The following is a 20098-nucleotide window of genomic DNA, read 5'->3' as shown; positions in this document are numbered from 1 at the left end:
ATTGGTTTCGCTGACTGTCGAAAATCAACTCTATTAAAAGACTAATTTTCAGGTATATATTTGTTACTCCCAGGGAGTTTCTTAATTTTATTCCAAGCTTCAATCGCTTCTGCACGACTTTTGCCTTTATTTTTTGAGTCAGAGAAAAAGTCACGAATGAATTGATTGTATTCAAACTGAGGGGGAATTTTCTTCTGGTGTGACGGGTCTTTCTTGCGTTTTTCTTCTTCATACCAAGCATCCACAACATCACGATACGTTTTTCCTATATTGTTTTTAATATAGTTTTGGATATAGGTAGAAAAATGAAACTTTGGTATTACTGTCTTGAAAAATGCTCTCACATCTTGACTACAACGATGATTTTCCGTAATGACTGTATCAAGACTTAGTTCACTGTTAGTTTGAGGCTTATTATTAGCCTTAGAATTTCTTTGTGGTTTTTTTATCTTTCCTGTCCGAAGAAAAGTCTCAATTCTATCAGAAATCTCTATCTTAGAACCCGACGCGCTTATTCCATTATCTCTACAAAATGATTGCAATTCTTCTTTTAACCAATAAAAATCCTTAAAATTTTGACTACTAATCTCTTTTGTAAGAATAGGTCTCATTCATAACACTCCTTATGTATACACTTTCATATTATAGAACGTTTGCTCTTTAATGTAATCAAATTTTTAGAGCAACAAACTTTACGAAAACAGCTAATTATAAAAACAAGAGCCTTGCTACAGTTTATTGTAGTAAGGCTCTTTGTTGAAGTGTAAACATTCACAAACCAATTCGAGTCAAACTTTTATGCTTAGTGTTTTATCAAGACTTTTGATTAATTTATTCCAAGTTAATTAGGCTTATTTCTTTAAATACATGTATGCAAAGATACAACTACCAAATAAAAAACAATGTTGCGATTGTTTGTCTATTTATTTTGTTGTTTTAGGATAGTTCAGCAACTGTTATCAATTAATATTAAGACCCATTTTAAATTAGCAATAATATGATTTAATGCATATCCACGCAATCATGATTTACAAAATCGATTTTAAAAATGATTTTACTGTTAGATAGCGTTGCTTGAGCTGAATATCCTAATTGTTCAACAAGGCTTTTAACGGTAGCTAGTCCTAGCCCAGTACCTGAAAAGTTTTTGTCACGAGAGCTTTCTCCAACATGAAATGGCTGCCATATTCTAGATATATCTGTAAGAGTGGTATCATTACTAATTTCGAACACTCCGTCTCGACCAAAGAAAATCTGAATTTCATTTCCAGAAGCATATTTGACTGCATTACTAATCATATTTTCAAAAATGAAATGTACTTTATCTTGCTCAGTCGTCAGCATAAATTCAGTAACTTCAGTTTTAAAATAAATTTGTTTTTCCCCTTGTATAGGTCGATAATTATCCAGTATCTCATTAATCAACATAATTAAATCAAAGTTAGTTTTATTAGAATCGTTTTCTTCTGTTTTAGCGAAATAAAGCATATCTGTTATTATTTTTTCCATTCTATCAACTTGCTTGTTAATGGTTGCAAGATAAGTTCCATCATCCATACCATCTTCAATCCCACTGGAATATACTCTAACTAATGCTAAAGGAGTTTTAAGCTCATGGGTTAAACCTATCATAAATTGCTTTAAGTCAATGTTTCTTTTTGATAAATCCTGTTGCGCTTTTTCAAGTGTCTTACTCATTTTATTAATACTTCTTGCAAGGTCCTCGATTTCATCTCCTGTCCGAATTTCAGCCTGTTTAAAATCCAACTCGCCAATTTCTTTTGCAACTTTTTTGAGTTCATTTAACGGCCTTGTTAGTTTTCGAGATAAAAAGGCAGTAATAATAATAATCAGCAAGATACTGACTATCAAAAAGAATATGTTAAAACGATTAATAAAATTAGCTATCTCAATAAAATTAGCCATCGAGGCTCCAATCATTATTAGCTGATGATCATCTTTTGAATAATGTGCGATAAAACTGGACTTTTGTTTTCCTTGATTGTAAACCTTGCCTACAATTTTATCCTCATTAACTTTTTGTAATACTTCTTCGGAAACCCAAAATTTATTAAGTGCAATATGTTCTCTGGCAAGTTGCTGTTTTAAATTTTCATTCAGGACATTAATATTATCTTTTAGCGATACTGAAAGAATAGTTACATCAAATTGATCCTCCACCAAACTCTTATCCTCAAATTCCTGATATACTGAAAAAGCATTAGTTACTTTTTGGTTCAATTGATGAAGATAATATTTTGGTAGAAAAAACTGACTTATCGTAAGTGAGATACTAAATGTGATGATAACAACAAGAGTTATATAAATAGTTAATTTTGTTCCAATTTTTCGTTTCATTCTCTTGTACTATATCCAACTCCTCGATGTGTTTGGACAATATCCTCTCCAATTTTTTCACGTAGACGCCGAATATGTGTATCTACCGTCCGCGGATCACCCTCGTAGTCCATTCCCCATATTAAATCAAGTAGTTGATCTCTCGTTAATATTTGTCTTCTATTTTGGCTAAATATGCGTAAAAGCTCGAATTCAGTCTTTGTTAAAATCAATTCATTTCCAGATCTCCATACACGTTTGCTTGAAATATCAAATGAAACATCGTTTATTCGTTGAATGGATTCCATTTGCAACAATTTTTTCGCCCTCATTAATAAAACTTTTGGATAAAATGGTTTATTTACATAATCATCAGCGCCATCAGATAAGGCAATAAATTCATCTTCTCCAGTATCTCTAGCCGTTAGTATTAATACTTTAATTTTTTGAGTCTTCTTCATTTCGCGGCAAACTGTAATCCCATCTTTTTCTGGCATCATCCAATCCAAAATGGCCAAATCAATTTTTTCATTATAGAAAATATCAAGTGCCTCTGAACCATTTGTAGCCGTATATACCGTAAATCCTTCCTTTTTGAAATAACTTTGTAAAATCTTTAACATATCTAGTTCATCATCAGCGATAAGTATATTCATTATATTTATCTCCTAATCGTCATATTTCCCTAAATTATACTGTTCTATAATAGCAATTAATTTTTCTGGATACATAGGATCTGTGGAATAGTGGTTTTTTTTCAAAGCATGGGCTGCTTCCTGATAATTCGCTGCAGCAAGAACATCATAATATTGATGCTTATTCCAACTCGTTCCTTCTAAAATTAATTTAGTATGGTCAATAAACGCACTTTTCAAATCTGGATAAGCTCTAAATTCAGTTTCAATTGTATAACTTTTATTATTTTTATATTCCATAGTTGGCATTTTTACTGAATTGCCTTTATAGCTACCTTTTATCCCAAATAAATTATTTGCTTTTATAGCTAATTCACTTTTGCCATAATTCGATTCTAATATAGCCTGTGCAATTGTTATACTCGGAAGCACTCCTCCTGTTTGTTGGTTTAATTCTACAGCTATAGGAGCAATTTCATCTATAAAATGAATTTCTCCATTTTCTTTCTGAAATAGTCTTATAAAAAATACAGAAAGTAAAACTAAACTAACTACTAGTATAATTATTGACACTTTAGATTTTCTATATTTGCAGATTCTTTTCATTGTATAACCTCTTTTTAAATGAATTTATACATGTATTTTAAAAGAGGAATGTTACAGTAATTTGACAAAAGAATAATATTAGATAAAAAACTTAAATAGGTTTAAGGAATACGTTGTTCACTTATTTCTATAATAAAAAAGTAGTACAAACTATTGTTTGTACTACGGATACTATTATTTTATTTTGAACTAAGTGTATCGAACAAGGTCATTTGTTCAGTCCTTTTTTCAATGCATCCCAAATCGAATTATCCACTTCTATATCTTTTCTATCTGGTAGTTCGCCATCTTCTTTAGCTTTCCAATATGCCCACTTGACTGGTTGACTTCCTAAGCATTTAACCATAAAAAAAGAACAGTAAGCTAACTTAGAAAACGTTAACTACTGCTCGTAATTATAGTATATAAAATCATTCTGCTTGTTGTTTAAACTTATTTTTAGATGGAACAAATAGAGTTAATACAAATGCAATGATCGCTAAGATTGTCATGAAATAATAGGCATCACTTGAACCTAAGGTTGAAGCAAGTGTGCGAATACCTTCAGCCGTAGCATTTGGTGTTTCTGCTAGCAATGTTTTCGCATGGTTTGTCGTTTGTGCTGTAAAAATTGTAATAACGACAGCAGATCCAATGGCACCTGCAATTTGGCGTAATGTATTATTTACTGCTGTACCATGTGTGACAAGTGTCTTAGGTAAGGCATTTAAACCAGCTGTGTTCAATGGCATTGTAATAAAACTCAACCCTATACGTAGAAAAATAGTACGTATCATTATAAAGCTATAAGTTGTTGTGTCTGATAAATCCGTTACAACCCACATTGAAGGAATGACAAAAATCAAACCGATAATAAATAACGGCTTTGCCCCAAAGCGGTCATACATTTTTCCTGTCACTGGAGACATAAAGGCATTTACAAGTGCACCCGGTAATAATAATAAACCAGCGTCTAAAGCCGTAAATCCTCTTCCGTTTTGTAAATACATTGGTAATAAAATCATGTCCGCATACATCATCATTGTGACAATAATATTGATGATGGACGTTAGCGTAAATAATTTATTGTTAAAAACGGATAAGTTAAGAAGTGGATCAGCAGATTTAATTTGTCGTAGACAGAATATTGCTGTAATCATTATCCCTACAAGTATAGAAGCGATTACAACTTTATCATCCCAACCATGGCTTCCTGCATTACTAAAACCATACAAAATAAGACCAAAGCCAATTGTCGATAAAATAACACTGATTACATCTAACTTCGTTTTTGCTGTTTCTGAAACATTAATTAAATATTTCATTGCCATAAATATAATGATCACGACAAATGGAATTATTCCGATAAATAACCAACGCCATGAATAATAATCTATAACGAAACCTGCTAATGTTGGTGCAATGGCTGGAGCGAAAATCATAGCTAGCCCAATTAACCCCATCATACTGCCTCTTTTTTCAGGAGGAAAAATAAACATCACGATGCTCATTAGCAATGGCATAATAATTCCTGCTCCAATTGCTTGAATCATACGACCTATTAGTAAAGTGGTGAAGTTCGGAGCTATTGCACAAAAAATAGAGCCTAATAATAAAAACAGCATTGAACTTATAAATAATTGTCGTGTTGAAAAACGTTTCATTAAGTATGCTGTTATAGGGACTAGCACCCCGTTTACTAACATAAAACCAGTAGACAACCACTGAACGGTTGTAGCAGAAACGGAAAATACGTCCATTAAATTACTTAATGCAACGTTTAACAATGTTTGGTTTAGTGTAGATAAAAAACACCCTAAAATTAGTACTGTTAATAGTACCTTTTTATTTATTGATTCCGGCATTAATTTATTCCTCTTTCCCCTTGTTTTATTAACACAATGTCAATAAAATAGATAATAACATTTTTATTTTTTGATTCCTATTTACAATTTTTCAAGAAGTGTCAATTAAACAACAAAATTTAAAATACTATTAATTAAATTTGTATTTAATAGATAAAGGAGAATTAAATTGACTACACAAAAAAAGCAAGACCCCCGATCTATTCGCTCTAAACGGGTATTCAAAGAAGCTGTTGTAGAAATCTTGATTGAAAACCCAGATATTTCGAAACTTACAGTACAAAAAATAGCCCAACGTGCAGAACTAAATCGAGCAACTTTTTATTTACATTTTTTAGATATTAACGATTTATTAAAGCAGGTAGTTTATGATATTTTCGACGACTTGTTGTCGGAAATATCCCCAACTTTACAAATTGATAATTTAAATAATCAAGAACAATTAATTACGTTTTTAGATTACTTTTATAAGCACCGAAAAATTTTAGCTGTTCTATTTGAGCACCCTGGTTTCAATAAAAAAATGCATATGACACTAAAGGACTTGATTGTCATACAACATAAAAGTGAAGGTGCTAATAGTACTAACACAACTCTATCAATGGATATTCTTGCATCTTCAATACTTGGCATCATCATGTGGTGGCTCAGAAACGGGGTTCACTTTAGCTCCGAATATATAGCCACTCAAATTATTGAGCTATATCGATAATTATTCGTACAAATAAATTGCTAACCTCAAAATGTGGGTGTATTTCGTTATGAAAGCATTTTGTTGCTGTCGCTGCACTTTCGCACAGAAAAAACATTTTGTTGCTGTCGCTGCGCTTTCGCTCAGAATACATTCGCTGAAGTAAAGATAAAAGTACCCTTTAAATGAAACGTCATCTAAAGGGTACTTATGTTTTTGATTAAGTTAATTTGTTGTTATTCCAAGAGAATATGGATTGATCGGATGTCAGGAAGGTTTGTGGGAAAACCTCCTGTGCATCTGCTAAAAATTTCGGTAAATCATGTGGTAAAAAGCGGGCACTTAAATGGTTCAGCAGTAAATAGTTTGCTCCTGCCTGTTGTGCCACCTTTGCCGCTTCGACATTTGTAGAGTGTCCATAGTTCGCTGCTAAATCTGTCGTAGTATCATCAAAGGTCGCTTCATGAATAACGATATCTGCTCCAAAAGCTAATGAAACAGCCTCTGGACAGTATTTAGTATCTCCTAAAATAGTGAGCGTAAAGCCTTTTTTGGATGGAGCGACAACATCTTTCGCATATACAACGGTGCCATCCGCTAGCTCAATATCTTTCCCTGATTTTAATTGTCCTAGCAAAGGACCTTTCGGAACACCAAGAGCCTGTGCTTTTTCCATTAACAGTTCGCCAGGCAAATCCTTTTGCTCAATACGGTATCCATAGCATGGAACTACATGTCGCAATTCACTCGCACTTACTGTAAAATGTTCATCTTCATAAATAATACCTTCATGAACTTCAACAAATTGTAATGGATATGTTAAATGCGTCTTCGACAAGGCTAAGGTTTGCTCAATCCATTGCTGTAAACCTTGTGGGCCAAATATCGTTAATGGCTCGTCCCCCCCTTGAAATGAACGAGAGCTTAAAAAGCCAGGTAATCCAAAAATATGATCACCGTGTAAATGTGTAATAAATATTTTTGTTACTTTACGTGGCTTTAACGATGTATGCAAAATTTGATGTTGGGTCGCCTCCCCACAATCAAAAAGCCACATTTCCCCCACTTCATCTAATAGCTTTACCATTAGAGCACTTGTATTTCGTTCCTTTGAAGGCATTCCTGCGCCTGTTCCTAAAAAATGTAGTTGCACATATGCCACCTCACTTCTATTTCTATATCGCTTTATTGTACCCTATTGCTTCCAATAAAAAAAACCTTTGGTCACTAGTTTTGTCCAAAGGTTTCATAATTATTTCGGCTCCCATGATACGATTGCCGCATGGAAATCATGACGATAATAATAACGCCCGTTCTTTTCCTCAATAAACGGCAAGAGCGATTCCTCAACATGCTCTCTATTAAAAGTATTATTTAATATTTTTTTACTTTGTGTTGTGACAAGTTGCTCATAGCTTTCATATTCATACACTCGTTCTAAAGGAATGATTTTGCACTCTGCATAAATGTCCATTTCATAGAGCAAATTTAAAAATTCTATATAATCTCTTCGTGGAAATTTAATATCGTAGCCATACTTTTCGTATAATATTTCATAGTGGGGTTGAATCGGCCCTGTTGTCATGCCAATAATTGCACGCTTTTTAGCTAGACGATTCATATGGTAAAGTGCTGATTTGATTTCATACATACGATAAAAGCAATTGACACCAATAACTATATCGTGCGCTCCTACTTCATCTTCAGTAAGGCTTTCCCATTTTGCATGAATATAAGAAACATGTTGCTTGTCTTCCATGCAATTTTCTAAATAGCTAAGAATACTTTCTGAGCTATCTACACACGTTAGCTTGCGCACATGATCAGCTAGTGGAAATGTATAATTACCCCAGCCTGGACCAATTTCCAATACCGAGTCCTCAGGTTGAATACTTTTTTTAATTTCTTGAAAAATTTTTGCAGCATAAGGATCTGTTTGTCCAGCCTTTTTACGTGCGATTGACTGTGCCCAAAACTGCTCCTCTAGTTGATCATTGACCATTCTTTCAGGCATTTGGCCATGCCAGTCCTTCACACCTTCCTGCCATAACGCCTCATAATTAATAGCTAACGGTCCTTTTCTTGTCATACAGGTACCTCAATATTCATGATTTCATATACTTTTTTCATATCGAGATTAGCACGCACATGCTTTGCCAGCATATTGTAAGCGTCCTCTCTTCGTTCTGCGTCACTTTTCACATCGCTTGGTAAAGTAGCGAGCCCCTTTTTCACGCGAATGTCGTTGACAAGCTGTCGTGTAAAGGTACGATTATGGAATAAACCATGGAAATATGTTCCAACCACTTGTTCATCAGCACTTACCGCACCATCTACTCGCCCATCTGCAAGCTGTAAAAATGGTGAAACTTCATCACGTAAAATTTTTGTACGTCCTAGATGAATTTCATAGCCAGTAAACGTATCCTGTCCTCTTGTTCCTGTCATTTGAACTGTTTTTTTATCGCCAACAAAAACAGTTTCCATTGGCAATAAACCTAGACCTTGCGCTGAATCACCATTACCTTCTACTGCATCTGGGTCTAGTAACGTTTCGCCAAGCATTTGGAAGCCACCGCAAATGCCAATAATTTTTGTCCCTCGTGCGCGTAAATTTGCTATCGCATGATCGAAGCCTTGTGCCTTTAACCACGCTAAATCATCTATTGTACTTTTTGTTCCAGGTAGTATAAGTAAGTCGGGCGTGCCAAGCTCATTGACATTGCCAATTAAACGCACACCAACCTCTGGCTCATCAAAAAATGGATCAACATCCGTAAAATTTGAAATGCGCGGCAGGCGAATCATTGCCACATCCACTGCAAACTCCCCTTGCTTTGGTTTTTTAAAACGCAACGAAGATAGTGCTAGCGAATCTTCAGCCTCAATATTGACATCTACATATGGTACAACTCCAAGGACAGGAATCCCCGTTTCACGCTCAACCCATTCAACGCCATCATCGAGTAATTCACGCATCCCTCTAAACTTATTAATAATCAGCCCTTTTACACGTGCACGTTCTGCATCGTCAAGTAATGCGAGTGTTCCAACAATCGATGCAAATACTCCGCCTCGATCGATATCAGCAACTAGCACAACCGCTGCATCTGCTAGATGAGCCATGCGCATATTTGCTATGTCACGGTCTTTCAAATTGATTTCTGCCGGACTTCCCGCACCTTCAAGAACAATGACATCATATGTATTTTGTAAAGTTCGTACTGACTTTTCAACGATCGGCATCGCTTCTTGTACGAATTGATTGCGATAGCTTTTGGCGTCCATATTTAAAAAATGTCTGCCATGAACAATCACTTCCGATACCATATCCTGCTTTGGTTTTAGCAATATAGGATTCATATCCGTAGTTGCGACAACACGTGCTGCCTCTGCTTGTACACCCTGTGCACGGCCAATTTCTCCGCCATCTTGAGTTACAAACGAGTTAAGGGCCATATTTTGTGATTTAAACGGTACTACCTTTAGCCCATCATCAGAGAAAATACGGCACAGCGCAGTACAAATCATACTTTTCCCTACATCAGAAGCCGTCCCTTGAATCATGATAGATTTTGCTGGCATAGTCTTTTCCCTCCTTTTTTTATAGTTGAAGTGCGGGTGTTCTTCTTGCTTTCGCGGGTATTCCCTCCATAGCGTGAGTATTCTTCTCGCTTCTGTGGGTATTCCTCCCCAAAGCGCGAGTATTCTGCTTCATTCCGCGAGTATTCCCCTCAAAGCACGAGTATTCTCACAAACGTGCGAAGTTCAACTTGATACACGGGGTTCAGCTTGCTTCCCGGGATTCTACCCCATTCCGCGGGCATTCCCTCATTCTGCTTCGTTCCGCGAGTATTTCCCCTCAAAGCGCGAGTATTCTCATAAACGTGCGAAGTTCAACTTGATACACGGGGTTCAGCTTGCTTCCCGGGATTCTACCCCGTTCCGCGGGCATTCCCTCCAGAGCGGGGGCATTCTGCTTCGTTCCGCGAGTATTCTGCTTCGTTCCGCGAGTATTTCACCTCAAAGCGCGAGTATTCTGCTTCGTTCCGCGAGTATTTCCCCTCAAAGCGCGAGTATTCTCACAAACGTGCGAAGTTCAACTTGATACACGGGGTTCAGCTTGCTTCCCGGGATTCTACCCCGTTCCGCGGGCATTCCCTCCAGAGCGGGGGCATTCTGCTTCGTTCCGCGAGTACTTCCCTCCAAAGCGCGAGTATTCTGCTTCATTCCGCGAGTATTTCCCCTCAGAGCGCGAGTATTCTGCTTCGTTCCGCGAGTATTTCACCTCAAAGCGCGAGTATTCTGCTTCGTTCCGCGAGTATTCCTCCCCAAAGCGCGAGTATTCTGCTTCGTTCCGCGAGTATTTCCCCTCAAAGCGCGAGTATTCTCACAAACGTGCGAAGTTCAACTTGATACACGGGGTTCAGCTTGCTTCCCGGGATTCTACCCCGTTCTGCGAGTACCCACCGCTGCAAGAGGATCTAATTAGAATTCAAGACCTTTAACAGCTGGAATGCCTTCGTCATAATAATGCTTTGTCGCATCGATGGTTGATACTAAATCAGCCATTGCAATTAGCGCTGGATTGGCGCTACGGCCTGTTACAACTAAATGCATTGTAGATGGGCGCTGTTGAATAGCTTCAATGACTTCGGCTAATGGGAGCACATCATCGATTGGGAATTTTGTAATAGCAAGCGCATTGTTGAGCTCGTCTAATACGAGTACATCAATACTGTCGTCTTGCAGAGCGGCCTTTGTTTTTTTCCATGCCTTTGCTAACGCAGCGCGATGCTCCTCGGGTGTTTTTGTCCAAGTGAAGCCGATTCCCATTTGCTCCATTTCTACGCCAAGCTTCCGAAGAGCAATTTGCTCACCGTATGTACGCTCTGGTGATTTAATAAATTGCATGTAACGCACCTTTAGGCCTCGACCTACTGCGCGTAATGTGACACCAAGAGAAGCTGTTGTTTTGCCCTTCCCTTCACCTGTATAAACTAAAAGCAAGCCTTTTCTAGCCATTCTTTAAGCCTCCCTTAAAGCCATGTTGTTTTTTCTTCAAATGAGGTACGTTTCTTGTCTTTAAGCTCCTGCTCTTCTGGGTAGCCAATAAAGATCGTTCCTACTACTTTTTGTGATTCACTTGCGCCAATGAATGCGTGCATACGCGGGTCATGAACAAGCCCTACACCACGTGTACGCCATACGAAGCCAAGTCCTTGCTCCTCTGCGGTAAGCCACATAGACATAATAGCGCTACATACAGCAAAGACATTATCTGCTGTCGCATCAGCATCGTCTTCTACTATATCTGCTGTCACAACAATGGCCACAGGCGTTGTTTGAACAACTTTTAACGAGCTTTCCACTAAATTTGGTTTTGTGGGGAATCGCTCTTGCAAATAAGCATTTGCCATTTCCTCGTAGCGTTTCATCGCATCGCCTTGAATAACATAAAAATGCCAAGGTTCGCGCATTCGGTCATTTGGAGCATAAGTTGCTGCTTGTAAAATTTGCTCGATTTTTTCTTTTTCAACAGGCTGTGTCGTGTAATTGCGAATCGCTCGACGATTTTTTAAAGCCTCGATTACTGTCATGATGTGTTTCCTCCCTATGCTCAAATAACTTTTGTCTTTATGTAAGGGCTAGTCCCTGTTCTTCAAACCATTGAATTTTGTCACGTACATTGACGACTTCGCCAACGACGATCATGGAAGGATTATGATAGCCTTCTCGTTCAATAATGCTTGCAATTTCATCAAGCTGTCCTGTAATGGTACGCTGTTGCTCTGTTGTTCCCCACTCAATAACGGCCACTGGAGTAGTTGCTTTGCGACCATTTTCGATGAGCTTTCTAGAAATATAAGCAATATTACCAACACTCATATAAAAGGCGACTGTATCGATGCCTGTTGCAAGTGCTGGCCAATTTAAAAAGTCCTGTCCTTTTTCCTCACGACCATGCCCTGTTACAAGCGCAAAGCTTGTTGCAAAATCACGGTGTGTTACAGGGATGCCGGCATACGCTGGGGCAGCAATTCCAGCTGTAATACCTGGCACAATTTCATAAGCAATACCATGATTTTTTAAGATTTCCGCTTCTTCTGCACCACGACCAAAAACAAATGGATCGCCACCTTTTAATCGTGTGACAACCTTGCCTTCCTGCGCTTTTTCGACAAGTAATGTATGAATCTCATCTTGAATTAAGTGATGCTTACCAGGTAATTTACCACAGTACACAAGCTCAGCATCTTTTTTCGCAAACTCTAGTAATTTCGGGTTCACAAGACGGTCATATGCAATGACATCAGCCTTTTGAATACATTCGAGCCCGTATACTGTAATGAGCTTCGGATCTCCTGGTCCAGCTCCAACTAAATACACTATTCCGTCTTTCATCGCGCTTCTCCCATCAGTATTTGTTGTAAAAATGCTTCACGTCTATCAATCTCTCCACTACGTGTCCATTCTAGTAGGTTTGGTTCAAGTAATGCTTGTAAAGCGGTACGTCTTTGTGGACCTTTTTCAAACTTAGCAGCAATCATTAAACGTGCCTGCTGTAGGAAGCATACATAGTCATCATAAACGTCATCAAATTGCTCTTCGAGATCAGCTTTGATTTTACGCGCTAGTGCTGGACTGGCACCTGACGTTGACACTGTTAACACTAAAGGACCACGGCGCACTGTTGCTGGCGTTATAAAGTCGCTTTCAGCCTGTGCATCTGCACGGTTGATGAGCTGCCAATGTTGTGCTGCTTCTTGGACAGCCTCATTTACTGACGTATCATTTGTCGCTGCAATGATGAGCGATGCATCATCTAAATCACGCGCTTCAAATTCTTTTTCACGCCACGTAATTTGCCCTGACTCAGCAAAAGGCAGTAAGGATTCATCTAGAGCTGGACTGACAACGACGATATTAGCTTTAGCTGGAAGCAGTGAAGCTACCTTCTGTGTTGCTACGTGCCCTCCTCCAACAATTACTACGGTTTTATATTCAATATTGATATGAATAGGAAAATAATTAGTCATGATTTTTCACCTTCTTACAAGCTGTTAGCCAATTGTCAACAAGCTTTGGGTTAGATACGAAATGAAAATGCGTATAGCCAGCTACTAAATTTCCTTCTTGGTAGCCCTCTTGTTTGTTACCAAAGCGCCCCTTCGTTTCATAGGCCGGCGTATTATGCGCGCCGCTATATTTTGAATAGTGGAATTCATGTCCCTTTGCTTCTTCATCCGTACCAATTAAAAAATTATTTGGTGTGCCGAAAATCTCACGGTAGCCGAGAGCCGCTAGTTTTGTTTGCATCGCTACTTCTCCCGGAATAACACCAACCATGTCATAACGGTCACCATTGCTATTCGTAATAGCCTCCGTCAAATACATAAAGCCACCACACTCAGCTAATGTTGGAAGACCTTTGGCAATTGCTTCACGAATAGACTTTTTGGCATCCGAATTATCCGCTAAAATATCTGCAAATTCCTCTGGGAAGCCCCCACCTATATACAATCCGTCTGCTTCAGTCGGTACAGGCTCATTCGCAAGTGGTGAGAAAAATTGAAGCTCGGCTCCTTTTGCACGCAGTAAATTCAAATTCTCTTCATAATAAAAGTTAAACGCGGCATCCTTTGCTACAGCGATGCAAATATTTTGAGATGGTTGTTCCGCAAATAGTTGCCCTGATTCTTGTAGAACAGGAGCCTTTGTTAATTCAAGCAATTGATCTAAATCAATGGTCTCAGTCATTAGAGCGCCCAGCTTATCAAAAAATGTATCGAGTTCTCCTCGTTCGATGGCAGGGACTAATCCTAAATGACGACTAGGAATATCAATCCCTTCCTCTCGCTTCAAATAGCCGATGACAGGAATACCACACTCCTGCTCAATAGCAGCCTTCGCAATCTCATAATGACCGACACTTCCGACTTGGTTGGCAATGACACCAACGATATTCGGTTGATCCGACAACAATTGAAAACCTTTCACAACTGCCGCTACACTTCGTGCCATACTTGCACAATTGACAATTAAAATAACAGGACTCTCTGTGACAACACTAATGTCTGCTGCAGAGCCAGCATCCGATAGCGGACTTTTGCCATCATAAAAGCCCATAACTCCTTCAATAATGGAAACATCGGCATCTTTGCTTGCGCGTGCGATTATATCTCGCACTGCTTCATGTGAAAACATCCAACTATCGATATTGCGAGATACACGTCCTGTTACGGCAGTATGATAGGTAGGGTCAATATAATCGGGACCACATTTAAAGCCTTGCACAATTTTGCCCTTTTCTTGTAACGCTTTCATGAGTCCAATGGTAAAGGTTGTTTTACCAACTCCACTACCAGTACCAGCAAGTACAAAGCGATTCGTTTGCATAGGCTTCCTCCTTAAAATGTTAATCTAGCAACTGAGATTGTAGCATTGCCCGATTTTTTCTTTTCTAGCACAAGCGACTCGACCTGCGCATAACGCATCGCTGCAGGCTCACTCACCCCGTATGCTCCTGTATATTTAAATACGGTTTCCGAAGGTGATGGGAAATCAATTTCATTTAATTCCGCCGGTGAATATGTTACAAACTCCCAATCGTATTTCTTCGTTATTTCTAGTAGGCATTGCTCGTCCTTCTTTAAATCAATCGTGCATAGCGCTTTCACACTTTTTTTCGAAAGCTTCAGCTCTGCAAGAGTTTCATCAATGACTTGCTCAATTTCTTCCACAGCTGTTCCACGATTACAGCCCATGCCAAGCACGACCGATTTTGGTCGATAAATGACACCATTTTCAAGAAGTACTTCTTCCTCCGGGTCAATGATGCGGTCAGTAATCAGCAGAGTAGCATGTGGTTTCGCTTCAAGCGCAGCATATGTTGACGGATACATTTTAATTTGTTCTGGCATCGCTGTATCACGCATCCACCAGTCACGTTCCCCAGTTTCCTGAACGATTGCGACGTGCTCCTCGTTGACAACAGAGGCACTGACAGGTGTTAGTTTATCGGCGCTATCCCATACCCAGCCAAAACGTGCACCAAATAAATCAACCGGAATGGTCTTTTGCACATCTGAGGCTGTTGTAATAATCGGATTTGCTCCAAGTGCTGCAGCTACTTCATGTGTCAGTTCATTGGCGCCACCTAAATGTCCCGATAACACGCTAATTACGTTTTCACCACGATCGTCAATGACAACAACGCCTGGATCTGTCTTTTTATCCTTTAAAATCGGTGCTATCATGCGTACAACTGCACCGAGTGAAATGATTAAAATTAAGCCTTTATATTGCTTAAAAAGAGTAGGCAACAGTAAACGCACAGTACCTGTAAACATCTGAATATGCTTTTCTGCTTCATCACCCTGCTCGAATTTACTCATGTAATATAAGTCGCTCGCAGCAAAGGTTTGCTGCAAGCGACGTCCAATTTGAACACCGTGCTTTGTAATGGCGACAACTGCATAAGGATTTCGTTGGTCAACTTCTGGGAATACGCCCTCTTGTAACTCAATCACTAGTCTTCACGCCTTTTCTAAAGCCATGTGTAAAAGTAGCATCATATAATTTCGAACGATATTGATCTTTATCATGAATATCTGGATCTAATGCCCAGCCAGCTAAAATCATCGCATGCTTACGAATACCGTTTACACGCATGGCTTCATCCAGTTCAATTAATGTTGTACGTACGATTTTTTGATCTGGCCAAGAAGCTCGTTGAATAACAGCTACTGGTGTATCATCAGCCCAGCCAGCATTCTGTAGTTCTTTTACTATTTTCTTTGTTAACGTTGCGCTCAGGAATAAGGCAATTGTACAATGATGACTTGCTAAATCACGTAGCTTTTCAAATTCTGGTACAGGAGTACGTCCTTCGGCACGCGTTAAAATAAGTGTTTGTGTTAAGTCAGGAATAGTTAATTCTGCCCCAATTGCCGCTGCAGAAGCGAAGACAGAGCTAACACCAGGAATAACCTCGTAACCAATACCTTCTTTTTTTAATAGTGCCACCTGCTCCATGATGGCTCCATACATCGCAGGGTCTCCTGTATGCATACGAGCTACCACTTTCCCCGCATTGACACGATCTACCATGGTCGCTACCATTTCCTCTAAATGCATACCTGCCGTACGAATAACCTCTGCATCTGGTCGTGCCTTTGCAATAAGGTCCTCACTCACTAAAGAATCTGTATACATTACTACGTCCGCTGTTTGTAGCATATGTAAGCCTTTCACTGTAATTAAATCTGGATCACCAGGACCAGCGCCGACAATATATATTTTTTTCATTATTTACGCACCACCATTAACGTTAAATATTCTAAATCGACACCGTCTAGCTCGCGCACATCCCAAATAATTTCCTTATCAGATGTTACCTTTGTTACGACTGATGCCTTATCAAGTAAATCTAAATCACGTAGCACCTCAAGCATTAAATCAATAACCTTCGCTACTTTTATGAACACCACTGCATCGTGACTTTCAATCGCTTCACGCATCGCCTCATAGTTATCATGGGCAGGGACAATGGCAACACGATCATCGCCATCTGCCAGCGCAATGCCAAGTCGTGATGCTGAACCGTTGAACGAAGAAATACCAGGAACTGTTTGAATTTCAACGTCCGGGTGCATGTCCTGCATAAGCTTCATCATATGGATGAACGTACTATATAATAATGGGTCACCTTCTGTAACAAATGCGACATCCTTACCTTCTTTTAATTTTCCATAGACAAGTTCCACTGATTTCGTCCATTCGCGTTCTAATACAGCTTCATCTTTTGTCATTGGAAATACTAGGCCAAGCATGTCCTTTTCTTCTGGGTTAATGTAGACATCTACGATACGATGTGCATAGCTTTTACTGCCTTTTAGTTTTTTCGGATAGGCAATAACAGGCGATTCTTGAATGATACGGAATGCCTTAACTGTAATTAACTCTGGGTCGCCAGGACCTACGCCCAAGCCATATAAAATACCAAGATTACTCATGATTTTCTTCCTTTCGATATGCAGAAATAATGTAAATTGGATTTAATGGGACAAAACGTGTCATATCTAATATTGGTTTACTGCGCGCAAGCTGTGCCTGCAAGATGTCTACAGCAAAGCCACAAGACTTAAACGCTTCGACTGCTTTATATAAATTTTCAATGGTTGCAGCATTCAAGACAATACGACCATTTGGCTTTAAGCGTGTACAGCACAATTGTAATAACTCCACCATTTCTCCTCCCGTGCCGCCGATAAAAATCGCATTCGGGTCAGGGAAGTTTTCAAGTCCTGCTGGCGCTTTACTATGAATAGCAGTAATATCTACACGGAACTTTTGCTGATTTTGCAGGCAATTTTCTAAATCTGGAGCGTTTTTCTCCACGGCAAATATTTGACCTTCTGGCGCAAGCTTGCCTGCCTCAATCGCCATCGAACCCGTACATGTCCCAACGTCCCAAATAGTGCTATCCTTTTGCAGTTGCATCGCTTGTAAACTTAAGACACGAATTTCTTTTTTCGTAATCAGCCCTTTGTCTGGCTTACGCTGTGAGAATTCTTCATCATCGATACCGAGTGCATAGCGTTTCGGTTCTGAAGTTTGCTGTAAAATGACAACATTTAATGGAGAAAAATCAGCCATTTCTAATTCATCAAGCGAATACCAACCGAATTTTTCATTTGTGCCCTGTAAATTTTCTGCGACAAATGCACGGTACTCTGTCATGCCAAAGTGCTTTAAATAACGTGCCAACTCATTCGGATTATTCTCTGCATCTGTTAGCAATGCCACTTTCTTTTTACCATCAATTCGTTGTGCTAAGCCTTTCATGGAGCGCCCATGAATACTTGTAACATAAGCATCCTGCCAGCTTTCCCCCATCTTTGAAAAAGCAAGCTGCACAGAGCTCATATATGGATAAACGTCAATGTCTAGCTTTTTCGCTAAATAACCACCGATTCCGTAAAATAATGGATCACCTGACGCTAAAATAACTGTATTTCTTGTTTCTGCAGATAACCTTTCGACAAGCGCTGAAAGACCACCTTTAATCAACATTTTTTCTCCAGTAAAGTTTGGGAAAAATTCTAGAACACGCTCTCCACCAACAAGTACCTCACAGTCTTCAATCCACTGTACATATTGCGGTAGTAAGCTTTCTTGTCCGTTATCCCCGATCCCAATCAATTTCATCGATCGATGCAATGTCATCAGCCCTTCCTAATAATTGTCCCTGCATCGAATAGATCGATGTGGAAAGCGTTAAACCGCCCTTAATATGATGTAATGAAGAATAACAGCAAGCTTCACATAAGTGGTTGAAAAATGCATCATAGCCCTTTTCTGCCATAATTTCTCCGACCTGTGAAGCAGTGTTTGCCTCTCGTACGTTTGTAACGGTTTCTTCATCTGCACCTATATCCACTGCTAATTGTGCTAAAAAGTTAAAATCAATAGGAGCACTTTTGGAGTGCACCATCATGACACCTTGTGCCACCTTCGAGAATTTCCCCATCATACCAACAAGCGATACTTGCTTCATACCAAGTCGTTTACAATGCTTTAATGTAAAGCCTACAAAATCGCCCATTTCTATAAACGCTTCCTCTGGCAAATGAGGGTACTGTGCCATCCCATACTTTTCACTGCGGCCACCAGTCGTCACAACTAGATGCTCACAACCAGCCTCTTTTGCAACACTAATCGCTTGGACAATGCTGGCCATATAGGCGGAACTCGAAAAAGGCACGACGGTTCCCCTTGTGCCTAAAATGGAGATGCCTCCAATAATACCAAGTCTCCCATTTAACGTTTTTTTAGCAATTTCCTCACCTTTAGGGACGGAAATAACTACGTTAACGCCTCGTTTAATTTGAAATTCATCAAGTACGCCTTGTACAGTACTATGAATCATCTTCCGTGGTACTGGATTGATGGCCGCTTCTCCGACAGGTACTGGTAAGCCGGGCTTTGTTACACGCCCGACACCAATTCCACCGTCCAGATGAATACCTGGTATATCCGACCAGCTCACCGTGCCGATAATGAGTGCTTTATGTGTTGCGTCTGGGTCATCACCAGCATCTTTAATCGTTTCACAGCTGACAGCATCCTGCTGAAATGTACATCTTTCTATCGTAAAGGTCGCATCTCGCCCAATCGGTAAATGAATGGTACTAGTTTCTTGCTCTTCATTTGTAATTAAGGCAAGTAATGCGGCCTTCGTTACTGCAGTTGCACAGGATCCCGTTGTATAACCGTGACGCATGTCTTTGGGATCCTTTTTTGGCTTCCGCTCCACTATTTTTTCGCCTGTTCATCCGCTAAAAGTGAGACAGCATTCAATGCGGCAACCGTCACTGTACTACCGCCTTTACGACCAACATTTGTAATATACGGAATACCTTCTAGTTTTAACAGCTCTTCCTTCGATTCAGCAGCTGACACGAAACCAACGGGCATACCGATAATTAAATCTGGTTTCGCTAAGCCTTCTTTAATTAAACGAATTAATTCAAGTAATGCTGTTGGTGCATTCCCAATTGCATAGATGCCACCTTCATGTAATTTAGTAGCCTTTTGCATAGAAATAATTGCACGTGTTGTGTTTTGTTTTTTCGCCTCAATCGATACGTCTTCATCAGCAATATAACAGTGTAAATCGCCACCATGCTTTTGGAAGCGTTTTTTCCCTGAACCACTTTCGATCATTTGCACATCTGCAATGACATGGCGACCAGCAAGGATTGATTTAATACCGGCCTCAAGTGCTCCTGGTGTAATAATAACGCTACGTCCTAATTCAAAGTCAGCAGAAGCGTGAATGATACGACGAACAACTTTCCACTCATCCTCTGAGAAGTTATGCTCGCCCATTTCCTCTGCAATAATTGAAAAACTGTAATCGTAAATTTTATCTGGGTCTACTGTTAAAGGTTTGAAATCTGTTTTAAAATCCATCTGAA

Annotated in this window: 20 protein-coding genes; 1 reads left to right on the top strand and 19 read right to left on the bottom strand. The window is 39.3% G+C overall.

All coding sequences use genetic code 11. The annotated features are described in order from the left end of the window. Window positions 1–41 precede the first annotated feature (41 nt). The 5 genes from ACMZ42_RS11545 to ACMZ42_RS11525 form a co-directional block, all read right to left on the bottom strand. On the bottom strand, window positions 42–611 hold the full coding sequence (locus tag ACMZ42_RS11545) for a DUF6434 domain-containing protein (protein WP_402875168.1): 570 nt from the start codon (window positions 609–611) through the stop codon (window positions 42–44). Window positions 612–1002: 391 nt separating this feature from the next. Then, entirely contained in the window at window positions 1003–2358 is a 1356-nt protein-coding gene (locus ACMZ42_RS11540) for a histidine kinase dimerization/phospho-acceptor domain-containing protein (protein WP_415731552.1), read from the bottom strand. Next, window positions 2355–2993: a response regulator transcription factor gene (locus ACMZ42_RS11535; protein ID WP_415731551.1), complete on the bottom strand. Its 639-nt coding sequence runs from the start codon at window positions 2991–2993 to the stop codon at window positions 2355–2357. Before ACMZ42_RS11535 ends, ACMZ42_RS11540 begins: the two co-directional genes overlap by 4 nt. A 12-nt stretch (window positions 2994–3005) precedes the next feature. After that, window positions 3006–3578: a glycoside hydrolase family 73 protein gene (locus ACMZ42_RS11530; protein WP_415731550.1), complete on the bottom strand. Its 573-nt coding sequence runs from the start codon at window positions 3576–3578 to the stop codon at window positions 3006–3008. A gap of 410 nt (window positions 3579–3988) precedes the next feature. Continuing rightward, complete coding sequence (locus ACMZ42_RS11525) at window positions 3989–5422, bottom strand: DHA2 family efflux MFS transporter permease subunit (protein WP_402873596.1); 1434 nt, start codon at window positions 5420–5422, stop codon at window positions 3989–3991. A gap of 169 nt (window positions 5423–5591) precedes the next feature. Between ACMZ42_RS11525 and ACMZ42_RS11520 the strand changes: the two genes are divergently transcribed. After that, window positions 5592–6134 carry a TetR/AcrR family transcriptional regulator gene (locus tag ACMZ42_RS11520; protein ID WP_402873593.1) on the top strand — a complete coding sequence of 181 codons (543 nt, stop codon included), beginning with the start codon at window positions 5592–5594 and terminating at the stop codon, window positions 6132–6134. 199 nt (window positions 6135–6333) lie between these two features. Here the strand turns inward: ACMZ42_RS11520 and rnz are convergent, their stop codons facing one another. The 14 genes from rnz to ACMZ42_RS11450 form a co-directional block, all read right to left on the bottom strand. Further along, window positions 6334–7266, bottom strand: coding sequence for a ribonuclease Z (gene rnz, locus ACMZ42_RS11515; RefSeq protein WP_415731549.1), 933 nt, complete (start codon window positions 7264–7266; stop codon window positions 6334–6336). 99 nt (window positions 7267–7365) lie between these two features. Then, window positions 7366–8202, bottom strand: a complete 837-nt coding sequence (locus ACMZ42_RS11510; RefSeq protein WP_415731548.1) for a class I SAM-dependent methyltransferase — start codon at window positions 8200–8202, stop codon at window positions 7366–7368. Then, window positions 8199–9698: a cobyric acid synthase gene (locus tag ACMZ42_RS11505; protein WP_415731547.1), complete on the bottom strand. Its 1500-nt coding sequence runs from the start codon at window positions 9696–9698 to the stop codon at window positions 8199–8201. The genes ACMZ42_RS11510 and ACMZ42_RS11505 overlap by 4 nt, the downstream gene beginning before the upstream one ends. 903 nt (window positions 9699–10601) lie before the next feature. Further along, a complete protein-coding gene (locus ACMZ42_RS11500) occupies window positions 10602–11138 on the bottom strand; it encodes a cob(I)yrinic acid a,c-diamide adenosyltransferase (protein ID WP_370081244.1) in 537 nt (178 codons plus the stop codon). Window positions 11139–11152: 14 nt separating this feature from the next. Next, entirely contained in the window at window positions 11153–11713 is a 561-nt protein-coding gene (locus tag ACMZ42_RS11495; RefSeq protein ID WP_370081246.1) for a nitroreductase, read from the bottom strand. Window positions 11714–11750: 37 nt separating this feature from the next. Beyond that, a complete protein-coding gene (cobA, locus tag ACMZ42_RS11490; RefSeq protein WP_415731546.1) occupies window positions 11751–12518 on the bottom strand; it encodes a uroporphyrinogen-III C-methyltransferase in 768 nt (255 codons plus the stop codon). Beyond that, on the bottom strand, window positions 12515–13153 hold the full coding sequence (locus ACMZ42_RS11485; RefSeq protein WP_415731545.1) for a precorrin-2 dehydrogenase/sirohydrochlorin ferrochelatase family protein: 639 nt from the start codon (window positions 13151–13153) through the stop codon (window positions 12515–12517). The genes cobA and ACMZ42_RS11485 overlap by 4 nt, the downstream gene beginning before the upstream one ends. After that, complete coding sequence (locus tag ACMZ42_RS11480; RefSeq protein WP_415731544.1) at window positions 13146–14513, bottom strand: cobyrinate a,c-diamide synthase; 1368 nt, start codon at window positions 14511–14513, stop codon at window positions 13146–13148. The genes ACMZ42_RS11485 and ACMZ42_RS11480 overlap by 8 nt, the downstream gene beginning before the upstream one ends. Before the next feature lie 11 nt (window positions 14514–14524). Then, window positions 14525–15646 carry a cobalt-precorrin 5A hydrolase gene (locus tag ACMZ42_RS11475; RefSeq protein WP_415731543.1) on the bottom strand — a complete coding sequence of 374 codons (1122 nt, stop codon included), beginning with the start codon at window positions 15644–15646 and terminating at the stop codon, window positions 14525–14527. After that, window positions 15639–16424: a precorrin-4 C(11)-methyltransferase gene (cobM, locus tag ACMZ42_RS11470; protein ID WP_370081255.1), complete on the bottom strand. Its 786-nt coding sequence runs from the start codon at window positions 16422–16424 to the stop codon at window positions 15639–15641. Before cobM ends, ACMZ42_RS11475 begins: the two co-directional genes overlap by 8 nt. Then, on the bottom strand, window positions 16424–17131 hold the full coding sequence (gene cobI / locus ACMZ42_RS11465) for a precorrin-2 C(20)-methyltransferase (protein ID WP_415731542.1): 708 nt from the start codon (window positions 17129–17131) through the stop codon (window positions 16424–16426). Before cobI ends, cobM begins: the two co-directional genes overlap by 1 nt. After that, a complete protein-coding gene (gene cbiE / locus ACMZ42_RS11460) occupies window positions 17124–18344 on the bottom strand; it encodes a precorrin-6y C5,15-methyltransferase (decarboxylating) subunit CbiE (protein ID WP_370081259.1) in 1221 nt (406 codons plus the stop codon). Before cbiE ends, cobI begins: the two co-directional genes overlap by 8 nt. Next, window positions 18301–19401 carry a cobalt-precorrin-5B (C(1))-methyltransferase gene (locus tag ACMZ42_RS11455; protein WP_402873603.1) on the bottom strand — a complete coding sequence of 367 codons (1101 nt, stop codon included), beginning with the start codon at window positions 19399–19401 and terminating at the stop codon, window positions 18301–18303. Before ACMZ42_RS11455 ends, cbiE begins: the two co-directional genes overlap by 44 nt. Window positions 19402–19433: 32 nt before the next feature. After that, window positions 19434–20093, bottom strand: a complete 660-nt coding sequence (locus ACMZ42_RS11450) for a precorrin-8X methylmutase (protein ID WP_053594968.1) — start codon at window positions 20091–20093, stop codon at window positions 19434–19436. Window positions 20094–20098: the final 5 nt, after the last annotated feature.

Origin of the sequence: Lysinibacillus sp. NPDC056185, from assembly GCF_047737915.1 — a bacterium.
In the GTDB taxonomy this organism is placed as follows: Bacteria; Bacillota; Bacilli; order Bacillales_A; family Planococcaceae; genus Lysinibacillus.
This window is presented reverse-complemented; position numbering and strand designations above follow the sequence as displayed.